General features: G+C 43.4%; 11 protein-coding genes. 5 read left to right on the top strand and 6 right to left on the bottom strand.

The features are described 5' to 3' along the window. Positions 1-53 precede the first annotated feature (53 nt). From cgtA to JMX82_RS04340, 4 genes are all read right to left on the bottom strand, one after another. Complete coding sequence (gene cgtA / locus JMX82_RS04355; protein ID WP_055124422.1) at positions 54-1,271, bottom strand: Obg family GTPase CgtA; 1,218 nt, start codon at positions 1,269-1,271, stop codon at positions 54-56. A 285-nt stretch (positions 1,272-1,556) separates the two neighbouring features. Beyond that, on the bottom strand, positions 1,557-3,002 hold the full coding sequence (locus JMX82_RS04350; protein ID WP_201539613.1) for a glyceraldehyde-3-phosphate dehydrogenase: 1,446 nt from the start codon (positions 3,000-3,002) through the stop codon (positions 1,557-1,559). A gap of 339 nt (positions 3,003-3,341) precedes the next feature. Next, positions 3,342-4,586: a lipocalin family protein gene (locus JMX82_RS04345; protein ID WP_201539612.1), complete on the bottom strand. Its 1,245-nt coding sequence runs from the start codon at positions 4,584-4,586 to the stop codon at positions 3,342-3,344. A gap of 440 nt (positions 4,587-5,026) precedes the next feature. Further along, positions 5,027-6,130, bottom strand: a complete 1,104-nt coding sequence (locus JMX82_RS04340) for an NUDIX domain-containing protein (protein ID WP_201539611.1) — start codon at positions 6,128-6,130, stop codon at positions 5,027-5,029. A gap of 296 nt (positions 6,131-6,426) precedes the next feature. Here JMX82_RS04340 and hemP point away from each other — a divergent pair, with 296 nt between their 5' ends. Then, positions 6,427-6,585 (top strand): hemin uptake protein HemP, encoded by a 159-nt coding sequence (hemP, locus tag JMX82_RS04335; protein ID WP_227672156.1) that lies wholly within the window; start codon positions 6,427-6,429, stop codon positions 6,583-6,585. 259 nt (positions 6,586-6,844) lie between these two features. Here the strand turns inward: hemP and JMX82_RS04330 are convergent, their stop codons facing one another. Then, on the bottom strand, positions 6,845-11,839 hold the full coding sequence (locus tag JMX82_RS04330; protein ID WP_201539610.1) for a translocation/assembly module TamB domain-containing protein: 4,995 nt from the start codon (positions 11,837-11,839) through the stop codon (positions 6,845-6,847). A 165-nt stretch (positions 11,840-12,004) separates the two neighbouring features. Further along, a complete protein-coding gene (locus tag JMX82_RS04325) occupies positions 12,005-15,598 on the bottom strand; it encodes an autotransporter assembly complex protein TamA (protein WP_201539609.1) in 3,594 nt (1,197 codons plus the stop codon). Positions 15,599-16,062: 464 nt separating this feature from the next. On the opposite strand from JMX82_RS04325, the gene JMX82_RS04320 reads away from it, so the two are divergent. The 4 genes from JMX82_RS04320 (at position 16,063) to JMX82_RS04305 (ending at position 22,486) form a co-directional block, all read left to right on the top strand. Then, positions 16,063-17,394 carry an MFS transporter gene (locus JMX82_RS04320; RefSeq protein WP_055124429.1) on the top strand — a complete coding sequence of 444 codons (1,332 nt, stop codon included), beginning with the start codon at positions 16,063-16,065 and terminating at the stop codon, positions 17,392-17,394. A 198-nt stretch (positions 17,395-17,592) separates the two neighbouring features. Continuing rightward, on the top strand, positions 17,593-18,231 hold the full coding sequence (coq7, locus tag JMX82_RS04315; protein WP_201539625.1) for a 2-polyprenyl-3-methyl-6-methoxy-1,4-benzoquinone monooxygenase: 639 nt from the start codon (positions 17,593-17,595) through the stop codon (positions 18,229-18,231). Between the two features lie 290 nt (positions 18,232-18,521). Next, positions 18,522-19,691 (top strand): hypothetical protein, encoded by a 1,170-nt coding sequence (locus tag JMX82_RS04310; RefSeq protein WP_201539608.1) that lies wholly within the window; start codon positions 18,522-18,524, stop codon positions 19,689-19,691. A gap of 320 nt (positions 19,692-20,011) precedes the next feature. Continuing rightward, positions 20,012-22,486 carry an esterase/lipase family protein gene (locus JMX82_RS04305; RefSeq protein WP_201539607.1) on the top strand — a complete coding sequence of 825 codons (2,475 nt, stop codon included), beginning with the start codon at positions 20,012-20,014 and terminating at the stop codon, positions 22,484-22,486. Positions 22,487-22,936 lie beyond the last annotated feature (450 nt).

Genomic DNA, 22,936 nt, shown 5'->3' with positions numbered 1-22,936 from the left:
GATTACGGGGATTGATCTAAAAAATTCAAGTATATCAGCTCAAGCGTGTTAGCTTAAGGAACATAAATGACCTCAACACCATCTTCGTCGTCATCGTCAAAATCAGCATCGTCGTCGCTTAAATCTACACCTTCGCGAGCCGCTTTGCGGGCCGCACGATAGGCTTCACGCTGCGCCTCAGTGTTTAGACGTACTTCTACTTCTAAGCGCTCAAAACGGGTTCTTTGTGCTTCAGCGAAGATAGGATCTTCTAGTTCACGCTCACGCTCTAGTTCAATCTCATTCATTAAATGGTATTTAACTGCATCAGTCCCTTCACCCATTAAGGTTGACGTGCGAAATACATCGCCTGTCCAATCAAGCTCGGCGACAATATGAGTACAAAGCTCATCTAACTCTTCGTCAGGCACCTGATCAATTTTGTTTAATATCAAAATCTGGGGCAAGTTGGATAACTCAGGCGAAAAACGCTCAAGTTCATTCAAAATAACACGAGCGTTGGCTACCGGATCGCTGCCATCAATTGGCTTTACATCAACCACATGTAACAGACGGCGAGTACGAGCCACATGTTTTAAGAAACGAATGCCAAGTCCAGCACCTTCTGAAGCACCTTCGATCAAACCTGGAATATCTGCCATCACAAATGAGCGATGACGACCGATATCAACCACACCTAGATTCGGAACGAGGGTGGTAAACGGATAGTCAGCAACTTTTGGTCTAGCAGCAGAGACTTGACGAATAAAGGTAGATTTACCAGCATTAGGCAAACCAATCAAGCCAACATCAGCCACAACTTTTAGCTCAAATTTAAGAACTTTTAACTCACCTTCAAAACCAGACGTCGACTTACGCGGTGCTTGGTTGGTAGAGCTCTTAAAATGGGTATTGCCCAAACCACCATCACCACCTTTGGCAATCAGTAACGTCTGACCAAGTTCAATCAAGTCACCCAACACTTCGTCAGTTTCAGTATCAACTACCGTGGTACCGATAGGTACTGGTAAAAACAAATCATCAGAGCCCTTGCCTGAACAGTTTCTACTGTGGCCATTCTCTGCTCGCATAGCATCGTGACGACGGGTATAACGATAGTCCACTAGGGTGTTGGTGTTATCCTCTGCAATGACGTAAATATCTCCGCCCTTGCCACCATCTCCACCATCAGGTCCACCACGTGGGACATACTTTTCTCGGCGAAAACTGGCGATTCCGTTACCACCGTCACCTGCTTTTACCGTTACGACGGCTTCATCAATAAATCGCATCTTACGTTCCTTTATTTACACTCTAGTTTATAGACTCAATAGCAGTCATATACTGCTTCTTTTGCCTATAGGTATCTTTTAAAAAATAGGAGACTTACGTCTATGTTGCTATATATCATTGCTTTATTTATGACAATAACACCCGATAACCAATTGGACTATCGGGTGCGGTATATATTAACTTAAAAAACCACATCTATTTGTCCATGCTAAAAGTGACTATTAAAGTACTTTCTTATAAAGAGTACCTCAATATTAAAAACTCACTACTGCTGTACAAATGTATTAAGCTGGAATCTGTGTATAACTGATGCCTGCCATTTGTGTGGCTAAACGTAATACTTGCGTACTATAGCCAACTTCATTGTCATACCAGATATAAACAATGGCATGATTGTCGGTCAAAATAGTCGCTTGGGCATCAACGATACCTACATGGGTATCACCAACAAAATCCGTCGATACCGCTTCGGTAGAATCTGTATAAGCAATTTGTGTTTGCCACTGACTGCTATTAGATACTTTACGCATAAACTCGTTTAATGCATCAGCATTTTCTGGTGCTGTTTTAAGATTCAAGTTTAAAATCGCTAAGCTGACGTTTGGCGTTGGTACACGGATGGCATTACCCGTTAGTTTACCACTAAGCTCTGGCAATGCTTTACCAACCGCTTTAGCAGCACCCGTACTGGTAATAACCATATTCAATACAGCACTACGACCACGGCGATCCGCTTTATGATAATTATCAATCAAGTTTTGATCGTTAGTGAATGAGTGAATCGTTTCAACGTGACCGTTTTCGATACCGTATTCATCGTTCAATACTTTTAACGTTGGGGTGATTGCGTTGGTGGTACAGCTCGCCGCACTGACGATGGTATCTTCACCGACTGTTTCGTTATTCACACCATAAACAACGTTTTTAATCTCACCGCCAGCTGGGGCTGTTAATAGGACTTTTTTCACACCAGTCGATTGCAAGTGCTTACCAAGACCCGCTTCATCTTTCCAGATACCCGTGTTGTCAATCACTAACGCATCATTGATACCGTAAGCCGTATAATCAATCTCGCTTGGATCTTTAGCGTAGATGACCTGAACAAAGCGACCATTGATAATCAAGCCGTTGTTTTCATCATCAACCACCACGCCACCAGCAAAGCTACCATGGATCGAATCACGCTCTAGCAATGAGGCGCGCTTGGCCAAATCGCCAGATGCCGCAGGACGTACGACGATGGCTTTTAACTGCATACCTTTAGCACTTGACGCTTGTGATAATAGCAGGCGAGTTAAAATACGACCAATACGACCAAAACCGTATAGCACGACATCAGTCGCCGGATTAACCGTAGTGTCATCAACATTAACTGCTTGAAGTGCTGCTTGTAAATCACTGTCATTAGCGATTAATTGACCAACATCAACCTGTGCAGACTGAAGCTTATCATTAGCCGCTAGCGCTTTAACCATGGCTAAAGTGTCAGCGATATCAATAGATTTAGCGTCTTGGTTACGCAAGGCTACTTTTTGATGCAATGCCAATATTTGACCAACTGACGTCGTATTTAACGTGTCACCGAACAAGGTCACTTGTACGTCTTGCTCATTATAGAGCTTATTCAATAGCCCCATCAGCTCAATCGCTTGTTGCTCTTGATTGTTGTAGTTGCTTAAGTGGTCTTGATGTAATTGGCGTAAGGTATCAGCGTTGCTCACGAGAAACATCCTTATGGTCAGTAATGTGTGATCAGTAAATGATAGAGAATACAGATTAGATAGATTATGTGTGGTCTACGCAATCACTCTAGTATGGCAACCGCACGATATCCGTGGCAGTTATTGAGGTAGAGTATTGAGATCGCCTAGATTTTAGCCTAAAACGGCCTATTTTGCCAGTGATAACCGATATGCTAGCGCTTATAAAGCATTTTATTGAGTTATGCAGGTTATTATGAAAATAAAGGCAGCCAATTATGCTGCCTTATTGTTTATTATTGCCAGTATCAAATAGTGGATGATAAAGTACCACTACTATTTAACCCAGTATCTAGTAAGTGATGCTCATTATGGAACGAGGCTAACCGTTTGATTGGTCTGCGGGGTTAACTTAAATTCTTTTAAGTCATAGCCTTGCTGTTGAGCGATTTGACGATATTTGGCATAGGTTTCTTGAGTGACGTTTGGCGAACGCGCCAATAACCATAAATATTTTTTATCAGGTGTTCCTACTAAAGCGGTCTTGTAATCAGCATCACGTGCTAGTACCCAATAGTCGGCACGACCAACTGGCAACCAACGAATCCACGATGGTAAAAAGGTGACCTTTAACTTACTGCCTGACTCATCAATAGGCTTAGCGATACCCTCAGAAGTAATACCAGAACCGTCTTTCTGTACGCATTTATTAGTGACTATGATACCTGAACCGTCGGTTTTTTCCGTATAATTAGCAGTGACATCACTGGCACAATTGCGCTGAAAATACATGGGCAAACGACCTATCTCATACCATGTTCCTGCATACTTTTTTAGATCAACGCTATCCACTGTGGTCGGTGTACTTGCAGACTTATGAATGATGGCATTTGGCTTAATTGACAACGTCTCTGTGGTGGTTCTATCCGTAGTGGCGTTAGCAGTTATATCAGCTGTAGCATTGACCGGTGGCGTCGCCGCATAAGCTGAAAATGCGGCTAATGGTATGATAATAGCTAGGGCTATGCCCGTATGCTTGATAAGTCCATTCATAAATATACGCTCCGGTATTTCTTTGTATGATGAGTAAGTAGAGGTTGATGATGAATCAGTATTTTGCTTTGAATGGCGGTTCTGTCCAGATTCTTTTTGCACAGGAGAATTTATTGAACCATTTATCTTATCCCCTAAAAAATCTGATATTAACGGTTCTTTTTCGCTCAACTCTTGTGACCATTTATAATCGTTAGTGCAGTGACCACTATCCTTGGTACAGTAATCACTAACGAAATCACTGCTTTCGCTATGTTTTGAATCGCCGTCTTTATTATTGTTGCTGTTGATCATAGCAGACTCTTTTGCCCGTAGTGGGCTCTTATCGGCGCTTTTATATCCAAAATAGTGATCTTGCGAAGACGTTTTTTTTGCCAAATGGGTAGAATATTGGTCATTTAGATTATCATGGTTGTAGCTAGCATCGTTGCTGGCGTTACCTGTCTGCCGTGTACTATCCTCATTCAGATGATAGTGGCGCGACTGGGTAGTCTGCTTAGATTGAGAACCAGCTTCCTTTGTATCAGACCATGCTGATTGAGGTAACTTATTGGTTTTCATAGAGGTACCATTATTGATAGTGACTGTTAACTATTCTTCTTATATGCCCCATATGTACTCTCATCTTCTGTGCGTCTTCAACTTTTGAAAATATATTGAATGTAAAAGCTGGCGCTGCAAAAACCAAATATTATGAGAGGGCTTAAGAGGTATATTGATAAGCAATTCGCTTATAAGAATATAGAGTAAGTACTCTTTGTTTAGGTGATATATATTAATGGCAGCTCGACTATTAAAACAGTGTCGCAATGTAGGAAAAAGCAACGGTTTGTAAGTAACTATGCGTTTATGCAGTAGAATAAATACCGAATAAACACATAGTTACTGATTGGATAAATATATTAAAAATCAATTATTTGCCCTGATAGATGCCAATTAATGGCAATTCTGGTTCAGAACTGGTCAGCATTGGTGCCAACACTCCCTCTATTAGTTTTTTACTATTCAAAGAACTGTCGAATACCAGCAACACTGATACCACCATGCTCTAATACTTGATGAATCATCACAGGTGATAAACCACCCAAACCGATAATCGGCATGTCAGCCAATTGTGCCAATGCTGACCATGATTCCCAACCAAGTGGCACAGTATCAGGATGTGTATGGGTGACTAGTACAGGAGATAAAAAGGCGCCAATGACGGGCGGTAATTGCTGTTGTAACCGAGCATGAGCCAGTTTATTGGCAGCATCAATACTGGCGGCATCATGACAACTGACTATTAACGGATAATTTTTAGACAGCACTCTATCTTGTGTATCCTTCGACCATTGTAACAATGCGGTATGAGACAGATGATTGGCAACGATTGAATTGGCAATGGTTGTATCTTTCATTGCTAGCGGCGCTTCAGTGGTTAGGGTCTGTCCATTGACATCACAAGGGACAATCGCCTTAATATCTGGACGCATATGCATCAACTGCGCTGCTATAGTTTCTGAGCCAGCTGCCTTTATTCGAATATATACCCAAGCATTGGCTGTTAGCTTGTTTTGATGAAAAGTCAGCCATGCGGCCATTGGATCAGGTGAGGCATCAAAATGCGTCAATGGATAGGTAATTGCTATCGTTGTTGGCACACTCAACCATTCGAGAATCGTCTGGTTAGCAGCGGGTAAATGATACTTTCCTGCTAATAAATCTGACTTATTTACCCACGTTAGCGCCTGACCTTCTAGCCCATATTGGCGATGCTTATGCTGCTCATACTGCTGCGCGGTCAGCTCAACCTTATAAATCTGTAAACTGACCTGCTTATCACCATAATCATGATGCAGACGTCCAAGCTTGACCATCGTATTGTCACAAATCTCAATACCTGTCTCTTCAGCGACTTCCCGAATTAATGCCTGCTCGGCGTTTTCATTGGTTTCTATTTTGCCACCTACAAATTCATAGCGGTTGCCTTGATGCTGGGCGGCGTTTCTAAATCCAAGTAAATATTGGGCTTTATGATGAATGACCGCAACTGCCACGTTTACGATAAGTACTTTTTCGCTGTTAAATGAGCTATCAATGTGGTTGTCTGCTTCATTTGGCATCGGCGTCTCCTTTATTACTATTTTTTTAAAGTGCGATTTGATTGGTTTATACTTTCAAAAAACCAAGTCGATTTAAAAACAACTTATTGATTTATAATAACAATTAGCTGATTTTTATTTATTTAAACCTCATTTACAAAAGTTGCTTTAGATAAGTTTACACAATGACTGCATTTTATTTTATCAATTACCTTGCAAAATCCTTCAATGTAAATGATAATTATTATCGTTAAAGATAGTTACTGTATCGCCATTACTATTCAGCCATTTTTTATCAAAAGGAATTTATTATGAGCATGGTTATCTCTCGTTACTTGAATTGCCGTGAAAACCGTTTACCAACTTTGCAATCACAACACTTATTTGCACTCACTAAAGAAGTGCGTATTGAGCATGAGGGTGAAGAGTATCGACTACGTTTGACACGTAATAATCGCTTAATCCTGACCAAATAGATTAATATCATTCATCATCAATATTAGGGTGTGTCCTCATTTTAAAAATGGTGATAAAAATGAGATAAATTGCCGTCAAACAAGGAAAATAGCGCCGATAATATCGAGGTATTAGTCAGCTATTTGACGCCGTTTGGCAAGATTTGGCCATTTTTAACCTATTTAGATGACTATCAATTGAATTGAGGACACCTCCTAACCTACCTATAAAAAAACGCCTTCATTCAAAGGCGTTTTTTATTGGATAAAACGATGCGATTTAGAACTGCCAACTGTAAACCACATCCACCGCGTTTTCTGCCGCTGAGGTTGCCTCTACATAAATACGTCGAGTTAACTGATAACGAATAGATAAGCTATTTTGAGCATTAAACACCCCTACCCCGTAGCGTATATACAAGTCAGGCGTCACGTAACCGGTGACGTTGACGTTGGTGTCTTCACTACTGCCTGAGGCATCAACGGTCAAGCTCTGAAAACCAAAAATCTGACCGATTTGATTGGTTAGATTACGCGTGCCACTCAGTCCAAAGCTTAAGCCCGCGGCGGCTAGGTTATTCGTCACTTGCGATTTAAAGCCTTGCTCACTGATTTGGGTGGCGCCCTTGTTATTAATTCGACCTGTCACCAAAGCATTCATCGCCTGCTGTTGGGTCAAACCTGCATTATTAAAGACAATAATATTGGGGCTTTCTGTATTGCCTTTGACACGGACACCTACGGTTTTGCCACTGATCGTTTTAACCGCCTCAATACTGAGGTTAGGTTTCATCACATCACCGTTAAAGCGCACTTGTCCGTAGTTAAGCTCTAGGTTCTGACCAAAAGCGTTGATATTGGTACGACGTGATACTTGCACCACCCCTTTTGCACGCATGACACCCGTGCCATTTTGAGTGATATTAATCGCACCAGCTAAAGGAATAACGGCACCAAAACCACGGAAGTTGATATCATCACCCAAGTCGACACCGATATCCGCATTGATTGACCAAGGTTTCGATATTGCCAATACCTCGTCTATATTGCCAATGAGACGACGATCAAGAACTACTGCATCCTCGGTTTGAGTAATGATATCTTCGCTGGCTTCTGGCGGACGAATGGTCGCTGACGGTACGCTGACCGCCCCTTTAATATCAACATAGCGATCGCCTGGACGCACGATGATATCAATATCAGGATTGATTTCTGCCACTAACAATGGTGGCTGGGTAATCACCAAACGCTCGCCGCTGACGCTAAGCTTGGCTTGGAGTTTTTGTTGCCAATTAACTGTCCCAGTCAAAACCCCTTTACCCGTACCACTGCTAAAGGTTCCATCAATAGTCGCTTGCGTGCCACGAATTTTGGCGTCAGTATTTACATTGGTTAAATTAATGGGCAAATCAAGCATCGCAATACGGCCATTAGCAAGTTTCACATCGCCATAGAATTGCGGCTTATCTAATGTACCGCCCAATCCTCCTGCCATCGTGACATTGCCCTCTAGCACTCGCATACCTGGGAAGAAAGGCTTGAATATCGCAAGGTTAAGCTCATTCAATACCAAAGCGCCCGAAATTGGCTTAGGCGTCTTATAAGGATCAACGACCACTTCCGCATAGCCACGCGCACCGCCACCAGTGTTGATGTCGGTACGTAGTTTGATGCCCTCAGGGACGGACAATGCAATTAGTGAGACCCGCTTATAAGGCAGAGTGACGGGTAAACTATCACCATCTTGAATCAAGCCGATTTTGCCGTTGTCTGAATACAGTGTGGTATTAATCGTCGGTGGACGACCACGTTGCCAGCCAACAATCGCCTTACCATTAATTTTGCCATGCCAGTCGATATCTTTGGGTAAAAAGACCGATAGTAATGACGTATCTAGATTTTGTAAGGCAATATTCACCTCACCTTTATCAGGTGACGCGATTAAGTTTTCACGTAAGCATACCTTGCCCGTTTGATCGGTGGCTTGCCAGCAATGCGCTGCCAACTGTACTTTTAAATCGTTATTATTGCCATTTTGATTGTTGGGTAAATTAACAATTAACTGCGCTGGCTGTAACTGATTTAAGGTCGCATATTTAGATTGAACACGGCCCTTACCGATGACGCCAGACCAGCTCAGTTTATCCCGATTGAAGCCGCCTTTAAGCCTTGCGCCAATCGTGAGCTGCTCATTGGCAACGTCAAGATTGACTACATGCGCTTGCTCAGTACCATTAAAAGTCGCTTTAACGCTTTTAAAACTCTGTCCAGCTGCATCTAAACCTTCAGCGGTGATAATAAGCTGACTTGGGCTGTTTGCTAAATTGACCAGCTTACCGCGCACGCGACCTTGGCGCAAAATAAAGCCAGGCAGCGCAATCCGCTCACCAACCAAATCGATATAAATGGTTGGCAGCGCTTGTCCTACTGGCTGTGATAAGGTCGCACCGCCAGTGACTTTGCCAGCCAATTTATCTGACAACTGATCCAGACTGGTGATATTAATTTTGGTTTGTAATTGCTTAGCATTGCCATTAGCAGTGACATAATTATCACCCCAACGTAGCACTAAATTATCCGCGTTTAAGCTGTCTATCAAAGCATTTACTTGCTTATATTGCGCCTGTGCATCTTGCGTTTGTAGGCGCTTGAAATAGCTTGCCAAATCTTTTGGCAGACGCATCTTCGCCGCTAAGCTACCCTTAGCACTAAGCGGTTGATTTTTTAACATACCTCTTAAATCAATTTTTTTGATATTAATGATTTGCTGCGAGTCACTCCAGCGCCCATCCGTATCGATAGTACCGGTGATAAGGCTTGGGGTATCTTTGAGGAAATAACCAATATTAAAACGATCCATCACTGCGTCAATATCCCACGCAATACCTTGACGTACATCAACCGTCCCTTTGGCATCAATACTGCCTGCCGCGCCCACATGACGGAAACGCTTGATACGAATCAGCTGATCATCACCACTGGCATCAATGGTCAGCTTGCCCGCTGGCAATTGTTCAGCATCTAGCACTCCATCGAAATTCACCGCAAAACGTTGCAATTTGCCTGCGGTATTTTTACTATTCTTAGGCGCAGTTTGCCACTCGCCACTGGTTTTTAGATCACCTGTGATAATCGCTGGATTATTGGGCAAGAAATAACCCAAATTAAATTTATCAAAGCGACCATCTATCGTCCAGCCGATATTTTTACGCAAATCGATGACGCCCTTGGCATTCACTGCGCCCGCTTCACCATTGTAATTGAGCTTACGAATACTGATAAACTTTGGCGTGCCAGCCGCATCAATAGATAGGCGTCCTTTTGGTACATCTGCAGTATCGACTTGACCATTGAAGCGCGCATCGAACATAGAAAGCTCGCCACCAACGATATCGATTTTGGCATCACCCGCACCCGTTATGCCAATAGCACGGCCATCTTGAGTCGCATCAAGTTGCGCCTGCAAGTCGGTATTGCTTAAGGTAATAATATGACGCTGACCACTAACGCCACCTTTAGTAATAGTCAATAAACGACCACGCGCGCTGACACTACCTGTTAGGCGCTCAATCGGCAAATCACTGCGATACTGTTTGGGTAATAATCCATTGGTACGCGCATCTATCTGCCATGTGAGCGGACGCTTTTTATTTGCCAATTGAATCTGCCCAGTACCTGATAAGTCGCCCACAACCCCTTTATAATTCAGGCGATTGATGTCGATGACATCCCCAGCTTTGCGCACGCGCACATCATAGTTGCCTTTAGGAGCGGCATTCAATTCATTAATGACCGCATTGGCATCTACTGATAACCGTGAGCCACGAATGATGACATCTGCCTGTCCACGCGGACTATCAATATTACCGATATTAGGCACATCGCGGCGGATTAGGTTTTGCCATTTGGCATCGATATACCAAGGCGCTACCTGTGTCGACTTCGCTGACGTTTTGCCTTGGACGATATTAGCATTCACATGCTCGCCATCACGTTGACGCAAATCTGCATCAAGCTCTATGTTACCAGTACTGTTTTTCTGCTGATAATGTAATGACAGTCGACCATTCAGCTTTTGCGGTGCATATGCTTTGAAATCAGCATAGTCATCAGGAATAACGCGGCGAATATCAAAATTGCTACCTGTCGCTCGTACTTTTGCATCAAAGCTGTCTTGCCAATCTAAAATACCTTGCAGAATTAAATTTCCAGCTGGCACCTGAGCATCTAAGCGATCAATACGTAACTGACTGTTTGCAATGACGGCGCGACCTTGATAGTGACCGGACGGAATGTCTTTAGCCGTCAGCTCAGTATTGATACGCAGACGTATTTCAGAGATCACCCCTGTCGCGGTAGCAGTACCACTTTTTAAACGAATTTTTTGGCTTTCCGCATAAGGGATCAAAATATCATCCCATTGCAATTTTGCCTGGAACGGCGAATCCTGATCTAAACCTTGTACAACAAAATCACCGCTCACATCGCTGTCATTGTAGCGACTACGAACCTTACCGACCGTACGTTTTAGCGTCCCTGTTGCCGTGATATTCAATGGGTCAACATAGGCTTTTTCTAGCGCACTGACTTCTGCAATCGCGCTTAAATCTAGCGGATAGTCGCCTTGTAAATCAATTTCACCTTGTAAGGCACTGATTTTGACGATATCAGCATATTGTAAATCGCCGCGACCAACCGTTACCGTGCTACCGACCCATGTCAAATCACGGGCAACAATATCCTGCACAACGATGGGCTCTTTGGTCACTTGTTTATAAGTAATATTTTTTATTTTAGCGTGATCAAAGCGTAAGTTCACTGGTAGCTGTAACGTTTTATAATCGAACGGCTCACCCGTTGGTGGCTTGTTATTGATAATCTCAATGGTTTGTATGTCTGCATCACGCAGATGCACTTCTTTGGCAAATATGGCACGCCAGCCTATCTTGACATAAGCTTTATCAACCAATACTTCAAGGTCTTCAGTCGCCTTGATATCGATATCAGTGACCCAGATTCCATCACGTAAATTACCGCGACCATATTTAAAATCAATGCCCGTCTCAGCACTGACTTTCTCTAATATAAACTTCGTACCCGACTCTGTGCCCATTGCGTAAAAAAACACGGCAAACATGATGGCCAGCACAATTAAAATAAGCACGAGTAATTTGAGCAAAAATGACAGCGGATACCAACGTCTGACGGCACGAGCGTCACGCTGTGCTGGATCTTCATCTGGTGCGTTATTAGGCGGGGTATTTTTTGTCAGCATGACACTCAACTACGTTAAAGAATGGTCACCGGCAATCGGCACGATAAATAAGAAATACAACGGATATTGCTAATAGCGCGTATTGAACCTGTCTCTATGTCACTAACGGAGACGACTTAATAATGTTCAATACGCGCTAAATGATGTCACTACTGGATTACATGGCTATAAAGGCGAGCCAATAAAGAAATGCAGTCTAACTGGTATGCTTTCTTCTGTCACGCCAGCAGCCACATCAACTCGTACCACACCGACTGGCGATGCCCAGCGGATACCAACACCGACGCCGACCTTTGTCTCAGTCTCGAAGTTTTTGTCGTAAGCATTACCCACATCAGTGAAGAATGCCCCACGGAATCCTGGTTTAAATTCATAGTTATACTCTGCACTACCAACCGCAAGCACTTGCCCACCAGTCAAATAGCCCTTGTCGAGCGGTGACAAGCTCTCATAGTCATAACCACGAATACTTTGATCGCCACCCGCAAAGAAGCGTAATTTATAAGGCACATCATAAAAATCATCTGCCCAGATGTAGCCTGTATTCAGACTGCCCAGTACTTGATGCTTTTGCTCATCGCCAAAACTATAAATGCCGCTGACACCTGCGCGAATGATTGCCATATTAGTGTCGCTAAGGGCTTTATCAGCCCCTGCTTCAAGCGAGTAATACTGACGCATACCGCGAGTCGGATTGGTCACGCTGTCTACGTCGGTTTTGTTCATACCATAACCAAATAGCAGCGCTTGCTGCTTAGGCTTAGAAGAAGTAAAGCGAATAGGTAGATCGTCCAACTCTGTTTCATCGACCCCAGTCTCTAGCTCATCTAAACGGTAATTCACAGAGTAGCTGCGATTCCAGCCACTGTCACGGCGAATATTACGCGCCAATGCTGCTTTTAGCGTCGTAGTAGATAAGTCAAAGTTGCCTTCACCTTGGTCGATGACCTCTTCTTCATAGGTAAGACGCGCATCTAATTTATCGTTAAGTGGATGTTTCCAAGGTCGACTGGCATAAACAGCGACGTTTTTAGTAATTCTGGAAACTTCGGTCTCTGCACCAGCTTGATAGCCTTTACGATTGAGCAAATTATAGTCTATTTTTGCCGTCGCTCGCACGCCCGTATCTGTGCCGTAACCAAGACCTACTTGGGCATCGCGCGGCTTACTTGAAGAGACAAAAACATACAACGGTACTTTTTTACTTTCTGCCACTTGTCGCGGTGTTTTTCGACCAGCCAGCGTTGGTGGTACAAAGTTTTCATCAGTGATTAAGCTTTCTTCATCAGGGAATATTTTTTGCGCAATATTACTGATGCCGTCGCTTATTTTACCCAAAAGATTGTCCGCTTCTTGGTCTTTTTCATCCAATACACGGTCATTTGGTAAGCGGCTCAAACGCTCTGCTTTTTGTTTGATAGCTTGTAGTTTATCAAGTGTAGCTGCATCAGCTTCAAAATCGATCGCCGCGATGTCGGCGGGATTGACTGTTTCACCGCTATTGGCAGTCGTATTACCCTCACTCTCTGCGTTATTTTCATCACCATCATCAGCGTTATTGTCTTGATTAACACGGCTACTATTAGAAGCAGCTGAGCTTTCAGCACCATTATTACCCGCAATGTCTGAGGCGCCATCACTATTAATATCGTCGTCGAGTGTGCCGCTATTATTGGTAGGCGTGTTATCAAAAGCCAAAGTACTGGCTTCACTGCGTTCATCTGGAGGCAATATCGACTCAACGTTGACCGTATTAAAATAACGAGTCGCTGATAAGTCATTACTAAACTCGGTCACCGCTGGACGATAAAAAGGATCACCGGGCTTAAAGTCAAACAACTGTTGTAATAGTGGCAACTCAACAGGTAGCTTGTCAGGATCTTGGGTTAAGGTGTTGGTTTCTTCATCGTATGTAAAAAACACAACGTCATCAAACTCATAACGATCACCAGTGTTGTAGACCAGCGACACATCTGCTGTATTATCTGGCAAGATAATATCAACGGATTTGTTGAGCCAATATTGATCAAAATAGCCATAAGTATTACTCAGCGACTCAAGGGCCGCCTTGCTATCTTTATAAACACGGTGATTGAAGATATCGCCTACTTGTGGCGGCAAGTCTTTTTCAAGTGCTGTATATTCTGGTTGTTCACTGCCTTCACCGCGAATCTCAACAATACGGCTATCCACACGTACCGGCTCGCCCAGCTCTTCGATAATGACATCGATCGTGTCAGCATTGCGCTGACGTAGGCGTAACGTAATATCATAGTAACCCACTGCTTGGGCCGCCTCTAATGCTGTTTGGCGCAGGCGTGGCAATGCGGCCGTAAAATCGGTAACTGACTGAACCGTCGTATCATCAAGGGCAGCCTTGATGTTTTTCATGGGCTGAACGTCATTATCCGCTTTGGTGAGTTTTGGCTTACCATCGACAGTACCTTCAGCGGTCGCCTGCCGTAGATAAATTGTGGTATCTACATGTGGTAATGCCATCACACCTGCATTGAATAAACGGTTATAAAGGCGTTTCACGATATTGCCTTTATTACGCGCCATTGGCTTGGGCTTACTGGCTTGTTCGATACTCTGGTTTATTCCCTGAGAGTCCGCTTGATAGTCTGGCAAGTAGTCATCAGGATTGATGATATCTGACGTTGTACCGTCTTCATTGGTCTCATCACTGGCATTGGCAACAATCTCATTATCGAAAGTACCGGTTCCATCCACGCGCCCACTACTGACAGAGTCGCTAACATCGATCGGACGCGACATAACTTCAGCCGTCTGTGCGCGTTCAGCGGCGCTCTCATTCCTACCAAGTGTCTCAAGGTTGTTAGGAGTTGGCAGATTGGTCGCATCCAAATCCACATCTAAACCAATAGGCGGGGTTGTATCATCTAATGTAGCAATTGGCGCGTCAAAATCGCGATCGTTATTGCTGATATCATTATTATTGTTATTGTTATTAATGTTGGTACTATTAACGTTACTGCTATTAACGTCCGTACTATTATTGATGTCATCAATATCTTGGGCATTCTGCATGTCCATCGCAGCCAGCTCACGATCAATCTCCTCGGGCGTCATCATCTGATAACCCTGCTGCTGTATGGCTGCGGCTTGTTGCAACAAGTCATCATTGGCGCTATTGGAAAGATCGAGCTGAGCATCATTTGCGCCAGCCATATTATCCATGGCATTTGCCTGAGAATTGGCCATACCCTGAGACTGAGCAGCTGGTTTTTTAGCGCTTTTATCTTGAGCATCAGACTTCTTAATGCCTAGACTTTGTTCACTGTACTCATCCAATACTGACTGATCGATAATGCCCTGCTCTACTGCCTTTTTTAGGCGCAATGCATCCAAAGCGATATCGAGCTGAGTATCATCATCTGACAGTGTGGTCGATTGAGTGCTGGTTGATTGAGTACTGGTTGGTTGAATGTTTGATTGATCGACAGCTATTTGATTGCTCGTAGGTGGTTTAGGAGAACTGACATTATTTGTGGTATCAGCCAATGCAGCAGGTGCCATACCGAAACCCACCAGGCTAGTCGCTAGCGCAGTGAAAAGTGCTGAGCGCGTAAAATGAATGCGCGGCGCATTGCCATGAGTTGCCATAGCTGCTGCACGACGTGTTTTTTGAAAACGGTCACTCTGAAAATCTTGAATTTCAATATCCTCTCGAACATTATCCGTATCACACTGCATCATCGATACATTGCGCGCAAGCGTTGAAGGCTGGTGTTTCATGTGTATTTCCTATCACCTCACGCGGCACAATATTATGAACGATAACAATCGCCTAGTCTTACCGGTGAATAAACTTATAGCAGTTGGCTGAATTATGGTTTACTGTCTTGCTTTGGATAATGACCGTTTATAACGCAAACCTTGGTGTCAGATTAGCACCATGTTTTTATCAAGATATGGACATGCGTGAGTGGTAGCAAGCCTTTGCCATCACTCACACCTCGCGACGCAACCATGCAAAATTTACAAATCATAACTTAGATAATTATGAAATCATAGCGTCGAGCGCATGTATTTTTACCAAAGCCTTGCTATTATACGGCTTAATATTGATAAAACCTATGCTATATTTCGATAAGTTTTTGATACTGTTAATAATTATATCGATAATTACTTTCACTTTAAAAGCGGTATTCAGCGCTTTTCTTTGATCTAGCAACCGCGACCCGTCTGTAGGAATTTTCATGGCCAATCAGTTTCAATTATTTAAGCACCGCCGTTTTAGCGCCATGTTTTTTACCCAGTTTTTGGGCGCGTTTAATGACAATATTTTTAAGCAAGCACTCATACTGGTTTTGACTTACACCGCTGCGAGTCAGTTAGGCATGGAAGTCAGTATTTTGAACAACTTGGCCGCGATGTTGTTTATTTTACCTTATTTTTTGTTTTCTGCACTGGCAGGACAAATCGCGGATAAATTCGAAAAATCAAAACTCACACGATTGATTAAGCTGCTTGAGTTCGTGATTATGGTGATTGCGGCAGTAGGGTTCGTGTTTGAGTGGTATGCATTATTATTTGTTGCGTTGTTTCTCATGGGCACTCAATCTACTTTTTTCGGACCTATTAAATACGCCTACTTACCACAAGCGATGAAAGAAGATGAATTGGTTGGTGCTAATGGTTTGTTTCAAATGGGGACGTCGTTAGCGATCTTGCTCGGTATGATTATCGCGGGCGTTTTAACCCAGATAGCACAGCCGCTCTATTGGATAAGTGTGACAGTATTGGTCATCGCCGTATTGGGTTATTTTGTCGCACGATTAATACCCCACATGCCAGCGATGCAGCCAAACCTAAAAATCAACTGGAACATTGTGACCACTAGTGTGGCGACGGTGCGCTACTTATATTCATTGCCTTTTTTGTTCTTTGTCATCCTTGGTAATAGCTGGTTTTGGTTTTATGGCGCGACGTTTTTGACCCAAACGCCAGAATTCAGCAAGGTCATCTTACATGGTGATGAATCAGTGGTTATTTTCCTATTAACCTTGTTTTCTGTTGGTGTGTCGATTGGCTCATTATTATGCAAATCATTAACCAAAAACCAAGTCAGCTTGCGTCTTTTGCCCTTTGGTATCGCGGGCTTAAGTATTTTTGCGATTGATTTGTATTTTTCACTGTCAAGTCTCAACATCAATGTAAATAATGCGACTCTGTTTGGCATCAGTGAGTTATTTGCGGTGAGTGGCAGCTGGCGCGTGTTTGCTGATTTATTCTTTTTGGGCTTTAGCGGCGGTTTATACATCGTACCGTTATATGCCTCTATGCAAGCCTATGCACCCAAGAGCCACCGCGCGCGTGTCGTTGGTGCCAACAATATCTTTAACGCGATATTTATGGTCACCTCAGCGATTTTCTCTATCGTGATCTTGAACGCTTTGGGATTCAATTTACCTCAGCTATTTTTAGTGACAGGACTCATAAACATTGCCTTCGGTGCCTTTTTATACAGTAAACTCAATAAGCATATTAAAAATGCAGTCATCCAAACGCACGATGAAGTGGCTCCATAAGTAAGATTGACATGCTGCTATAGCAATCGGTGTGTTATCAAATGGATAATATTGATGCTGATAATTTGGATTGTTTGCTATAGTAATACCTATGCGTTAATCACTATCATTATTTTAGAAAAACGGATAATGTTTTTAGCAGAACAGATAAGTTTAATTTTTTGATCGTATTTAAGCCATCAGGAGTGAATCATGGCCCTGCGTCCCTTATCCAAAGTCGACCAATTATTACTTGGGGTCGATAAGGCATTACGAGCTGTCGTACCACATTCAAACCCTAGCACTCGTCCACTACCAGTCAGCAGTGACGAGATTCCTGAGCTCACTATCACCGAGGCGCGACATGTTGCCGGATTGATGCGTATCAATCATACTGGTGAAGTATGCGCGCAAGGTCTGTATCATGGTCAAGCATTTGCCGCCAAAGACAATGGCGTCAAGCAAGCCATGCAACAATCAGCCGAAGAAGAGGTCGATCATCTGGTCTGGTGCGAGACGCGATTAGACGAGCTTGGCAGTCATGCCAGTGTCTTTACGCCATTATGGTATGGCATGTCTTTCGGTCTTGGCGCAGTCGCGGGTGCCATCTCTAATGAATTTAGCTTGGGATTCGTCGCAGAGACAGAAGCTCAAGTCAGCGAACATTTACAAGACCATATCACCCAATTACCAGAGCACGATAAACGCTCGAAAGAGATACTGGCGCAAATGGATATTGAAGAGTTGCATCATCGTGAGCTGGCATTAGCAAGTGGCGGCGCAGCGTTATCACCGCCTGTACGTCATACTATGCGCTGGATGGCCAATCGCATGAAAGCCACGGCATATCACTTGTAATTGCCATCTGTGATAGCAGATTTTGAGCGATAGGTTGTGATGATAAGTGTGTTGTGATGGTAAGTGCAGTGCGCTTTATTATTGATATTGCTCTCATTTACCCTGCTGTCGCTGGCATGACGTACACGCTATCGCGTTACTATTAACAATCCTACTACTGATAGCGCTCAGCTGAATTTGTTAGGGTATTAAAAATTTGTATGATTTTGCCGCAAAGACATGAGCTAATAACCATTCAATTGCTAAATAACAACTAAATAACAACTAAATAAACTAAGGTAACGATTTTTATGAAAGCCATCAACCAATCGACTCTCTCTGCTCGTTCGTCTAGCAAGTCGCCTAAACTGGCAACTCTGACAGCACTGGCAACAGCTTGTGCCATGCTATTATCAGCGCCTGTCAATGCGGCAGAAACCAATGCAGCAACAGATGCTGCAAAGACCGATACTGCTGCCACATCGGTGCCTAGCGCTATGGATTCTAGCAAACGTGTGATTCGCCTTGCTCGACCGACTGCGGCTAGTACAGCACAAGAGGGTACTCCATCAACTTCACCGACTGCGGCAGTGACAGCCAATACTCAACCAACTGACCTTCAAAGCAGTAGCGTTCCACAAAGCGCTCCTTTGCCAAATAATGCTCAGCCGTATCGTGCGCCAATGAGTACATTGCAACCACAAGATGTTGTACCAGCACCAAAAATACCTGAGTTCACTGGCACCACTCGAGTTTATGAGCCTGGTCCATTGACCGCTACTGGTGTCGACCTGCGTAGTGGTCAGCTTGCCAATATACCAACGCCGCAAGTGCAATTGTCAGACGTAAGCTTTGTACCGACTGTGTTGATTCCTCAGCAAAACGGTAATAACAACGATCAGCTAGACGTGAGCTTGCTTGATGATTTCATCGAAGACGTCTCACCTAATGCCCGTCATTACCCACCAAACTTCCCTAACCGCTCACAGCGCCATTATACGCGTGAAAAAATCAAAGTATTGGCTGAATGGATACAGCCTTATGCTGAATCACCAAATGCCTCTTATGATGTATTGATTCGTGCCGCTAAACTCAATGGCATGGGACGTAACTTAGATTTGGGATCAGACTATACGATACGTGGTGGAAAATATGTTGACCGTGCCATTAAACTGCAGCCTGATAGCGGCGAAGCCAACTTCTTATATGGCATGATGTTGTCAGAAGGCGGCGGCTTCAAAGAAGGTCAAAAATACCTAGACCGCGCAGTGTCTCTTGGCTATACCGAAGCAGAGCAAAGCTTGGCGCAGTCAGACTTGTTAAGTGATCGCCGCGATAACGCACTAGAGCGCTTACGTCGTCTTGAACAGAAAAACCCTAACAATGACATCATTCGTCAGCAAATCAAACTTATTGAAGAGGGTAAATTCTACATTTGGGATATACCTGCGCCTGACATCAATGTTAAGCCTAGTGCTTAACATTGATTGGGTGTTTAAATGTCATTAAGTAAGTTCACCAAATTCCATGATTGCTCCATAAGCTAGATTGACTCGACTAAGCCCCTGACTTTATATAGAAATTACTTCAATATAGAGTCAGGGGCTTTTTTATGTCTAGCAAAACTCCATTGAATCCAACTTGCTGTCTACCTTATTTAAATGCGTGTTCGATTCAATTATCGAAGTTTAAACCGTATTTTTGAAATTTAAATAAAATAGTTTAATGCGAAAAGTTACGCTACACTTCTTCTTATAAATTACTGACTCAATCATGCTTTTACGACTAACTGGACTCACCTATGACTTTCGCTAGCCCTATCAAAAATATGGTGACGCATGCTAAGAAAACCCCATTTTCGATCACATCAGTCGCCTTGATAGCCGCGGTAGCATTACTACCTGCGTGCAGTACGGTATCAGTGAATAAGCAAGCGTCAGCGAAGACGATTACTGCGCAGCGCGGTAACATCGTCACCACCAAGAAACTAAGCAGTGATACGGCATCAGCGCTCTTATCGGCAGGGCTCAATGAGCAAGCCTGTATGCAGCAGTTTGATTTATGCCTCACTCAGCTTACTGACAGTATTTTGAATGAACACTACCGTCCTGCTTTGGCAGTTTTTGCAGAGTTACACTACGCAAAAGCGCGACAGCTTTCTGCCTCTCAAGACTGCCGCAATGCGCTGGCTCGCCCGCCACTTGATCCTTATTATGCCAACGCACCTTTAGAGGATACAGAAGCTAAAGTCCAGCAAGAAAACACCAATCGCTGTCTAACAGGTTATCAAGAGCGATTATTCGATGCTATCAAATCCAGTTATACCTATTTATTTTATGACAGTTTGACGCATGATTTTGAGGGCGCAGATCAAGATAAAAGTCCCTCTCAGGCACAGAACCGTATTCCAAATGACACCGATATTCAAACCCAAGACATCTATAATGCCGCCAGTAATGATGTGATAACCCAGCTTTATAGATCAACCAACGGCTCAAATAAATTGATGGGCGGTACCAAAGTAGATTATTTGCCCACATCTGCTAGCCATCTTAATGACAGTAACCAAGCCGCGATTGCCAATTATTCACCGCTCAAAGGCAAACCTACTGACCAAGTCAATGTCATGAAAATACAAATTGATGATTATGATCTTGGTGTTTATTTGCCTAATGAAAATAACTATTTGCAAAATGCACATAAGCAGACCTCTGCACTAGCAGACTTGGTTTCTACTTACGAATTACGCCTCTCTGGGCTTAACTCAATCAGCAAACGTCCAGGCTTAGGTATCAGCTTGGTGGCCTCACTAGATGACCGTTATACCACCACGATTCGCCAATTATTAGTATCATCATTGTCAGGTCGATTGGCCAATGAAAAAGATGGAGACACAGATGAGAGCAAGCCAAGTTCGCGTATCTACCCTACTGGACATTTGCTGCTAACAGGATTGATTGAACCAAGCGGCGATAGCGTATTGGATGTACTAAGCAGTCGCCAGCTCGATATTCATTTATACAACCCATACCAAAGCGAAAGCGTTAACATCCTTAATAGTGACTATCCACTGGCGGCTAACTTTTCTGCAGGTTATGGGTTATGGCTGTCAGAGAACCAGCTAGATGGCGTCGGTTATCTCAATTTAATCACTCGCCAGCCAGAGGCCAGACTGCCCAAATTATTCATGCTTGAGCCTTATGATCCCAATAAGCGCGTCCTGATTATGCTGCATGGTTTGGCTTCTAGCCCTGCCACTTGGGTCAATTTAACCAACGATATTCTCAACGACGATAAGTTGCGTGATAACTATCAAGTGTGGCAGATATTCTATCCAACCAATTTGCCCATTTTAGAAAACCGTTATCAAATACAACAGTTAATCAACAGCACCTACAAGCAGACTGATCCTAAAGGACAAAATCGTGCCAGCAAAAACAGCGTGATTATCAGTCATAGTATGGGTGCCATTATCGCCCGTATGATGCTATCTGATGAGAACTTAGTCGATGACCTAGATCGACTAGACGATCAAAATGTGCTGTCTGATAGTGAAAAACGTAAGATTCGTGACGCACTTAAAGCATCATTTGGCGAAGATCAGCTAAAAGAACGCTTTGAGCTAAAAGCCTTACCACAAGTAGATACGGCTGTCTTTTTATCAGCGCCTTTTCGTGGAACTGACTATGCAGATCGCTGGTTCACTCGGGCACTGCGCCGTATTGTCTATTTGCCAGTTGGTTTGGTAAAAACTGTCACGGACAACTTAGCCACCATTGCCACGCAAGGTGATTTGGCACAAAATCCTTTGGGTGCGTTATATTTACAAAATGGCGCAAGTCAACTGAGCGACAAATCCTCTTTTATACAGCTGACGAAAGACATCACCATCAATGATCGTGTGACCTATCATTCTATCATTGCCAATAATGATGCCGATATTACCAAAGGACTGGCGCAAATGCAGCCAGCTGGTGCAAAGGTTGATTTATCGCAAGCAGTAGAAGAAGACATTGAAAATGAAACAGTCGGTACCAGTAGCCCTTCTGATAACTCAAAGCTCTCTGCCCAACCACTGTTTGCAGCCGTCACTGTCAATGAAGATATCAGCCAGGCACTAACTGAACGTCTCTCAGATGGTATTGTTCCTTATACCAGCGCTCATCTTGATGGCGCGGCCTCTGAGACGATTATCAGCGGTGGTCATAGCATTCAAACTAACCCGCAAACTATTTTGACATTGCGCCAGATTTTACACAAACAATTACAGGAATGATGATTGCTTGTGTCATATAGCACTGCACTGGTCTTTGCACTTTAAAATTAAGAGTAAAGCAGATGGCTTTGCAACTTTGTACTCTGTTGGATATTTGTGCCTATAATAGTACACAAATAAAACATTACTGTTATTAAGGTGAACTTGATAACACCTTGTTTTCCCAAGCGATTAGTCTGATATATTTGGGTTTATCTCAGCAGTTTTTAATGACTAACAGGTATGCGACCAATCTGTTGCGCAGCTTGCGTGTGTATCGAGGGAAGCGCATAATATATTGACAGCACCTGACAGTAATGTATTAATTTATAGGGATATAAATTACTTAATTCAGCTAAACAGTCGTTAGCTTAGCCGCACTCTATCCCTAAGATTGCTCGCTAATCAACACTGAGCCATTGCCCGTACTACTTTTTACCTTAATCTATAGACGATTGCGGGCAGTTACTT

The sequence above is a fragment of the Psychrobacter sp. 1044 genome, from assembly GCF_904846525.1.
In the GTDB taxonomy this organism is placed as follows: Bacteria; Pseudomonadota; Gammaproteobacteria; order Pseudomonadales; family Moraxellaceae; genus Psychrobacter.
The sequence above is the reverse complement of the archived record's forward strand: the minus strand, read 5'-3'. Positions and strand labels throughout refer to the sequence as shown.

Excerpts from the sequence above, each read along its gene's own strand:
- JMX82_RS04330 (WP_201539610.1), bottom strand. The coding sequence starts at position 11,839 with ATGCTGACAAAAAATACCCCGCCTAATAACGCACCAGATGAAGATCCA.
- cgtA (WP_055124422.1), bottom strand. The coding sequence starts at position 1,271 with ATGCGATTTATTGATGAAGCCGTCGTAACGGTAAAAGCAGGTGACGGT.
- JMX82_RS04320 (WP_055124429.1), top strand. The coding sequence starts at position 16,063 with ATGGCCAATCAGTTTCAATTATTTAAGCACCGCCGTTTTAGCGCCATG.
- JMX82_RS04305 (WP_201539607.1), top strand. The coding sequence starts at position 20,012 with ATGACTTTCGCTAGCCCTATCAAAAATATGGTGACGCATGCTAAGAAA.
- JMX82_RS04325 (WP_201539609.1), bottom strand. The coding sequence starts at position 15,598 with ATGAAACACCAGCCTTCAACGCTTGCGCGCAATGTATCGATGATGCAG.
- JMX82_RS04340 (WP_201539611.1), bottom strand. The coding sequence starts at position 6,130 with ATGCCAAATGAAGCAGACAACCACATTGATAGCTCATTTAACAGCGAA.
- JMX82_RS04350 (WP_201539613.1), bottom strand. The coding sequence starts at position 3,002 with ATGTTTCTCGTGAGCAACGCTGATACCTTACGCCAATTACATCAAGAC.
- hemP (WP_227672156.1), top strand. The coding sequence starts at position 6,427 with ATGGTTATCTCTCGTTACTTGAATTGCCGTGAAAACCGTTTACCAACT.
- JMX82_RS04310 (WP_201539608.1), top strand. The coding sequence starts at position 18,522 with ATGAAAGCCATCAACCAATCGACTCTCTCTGCTCGTTCGTCTAGCAAG.
- JMX82_RS04345 (WP_201539612.1), bottom strand. The coding sequence starts at position 4,586 with ATGAAAACCAATAAGTTACCTCAATCAGCATGGTCTGATACAAAGGAA.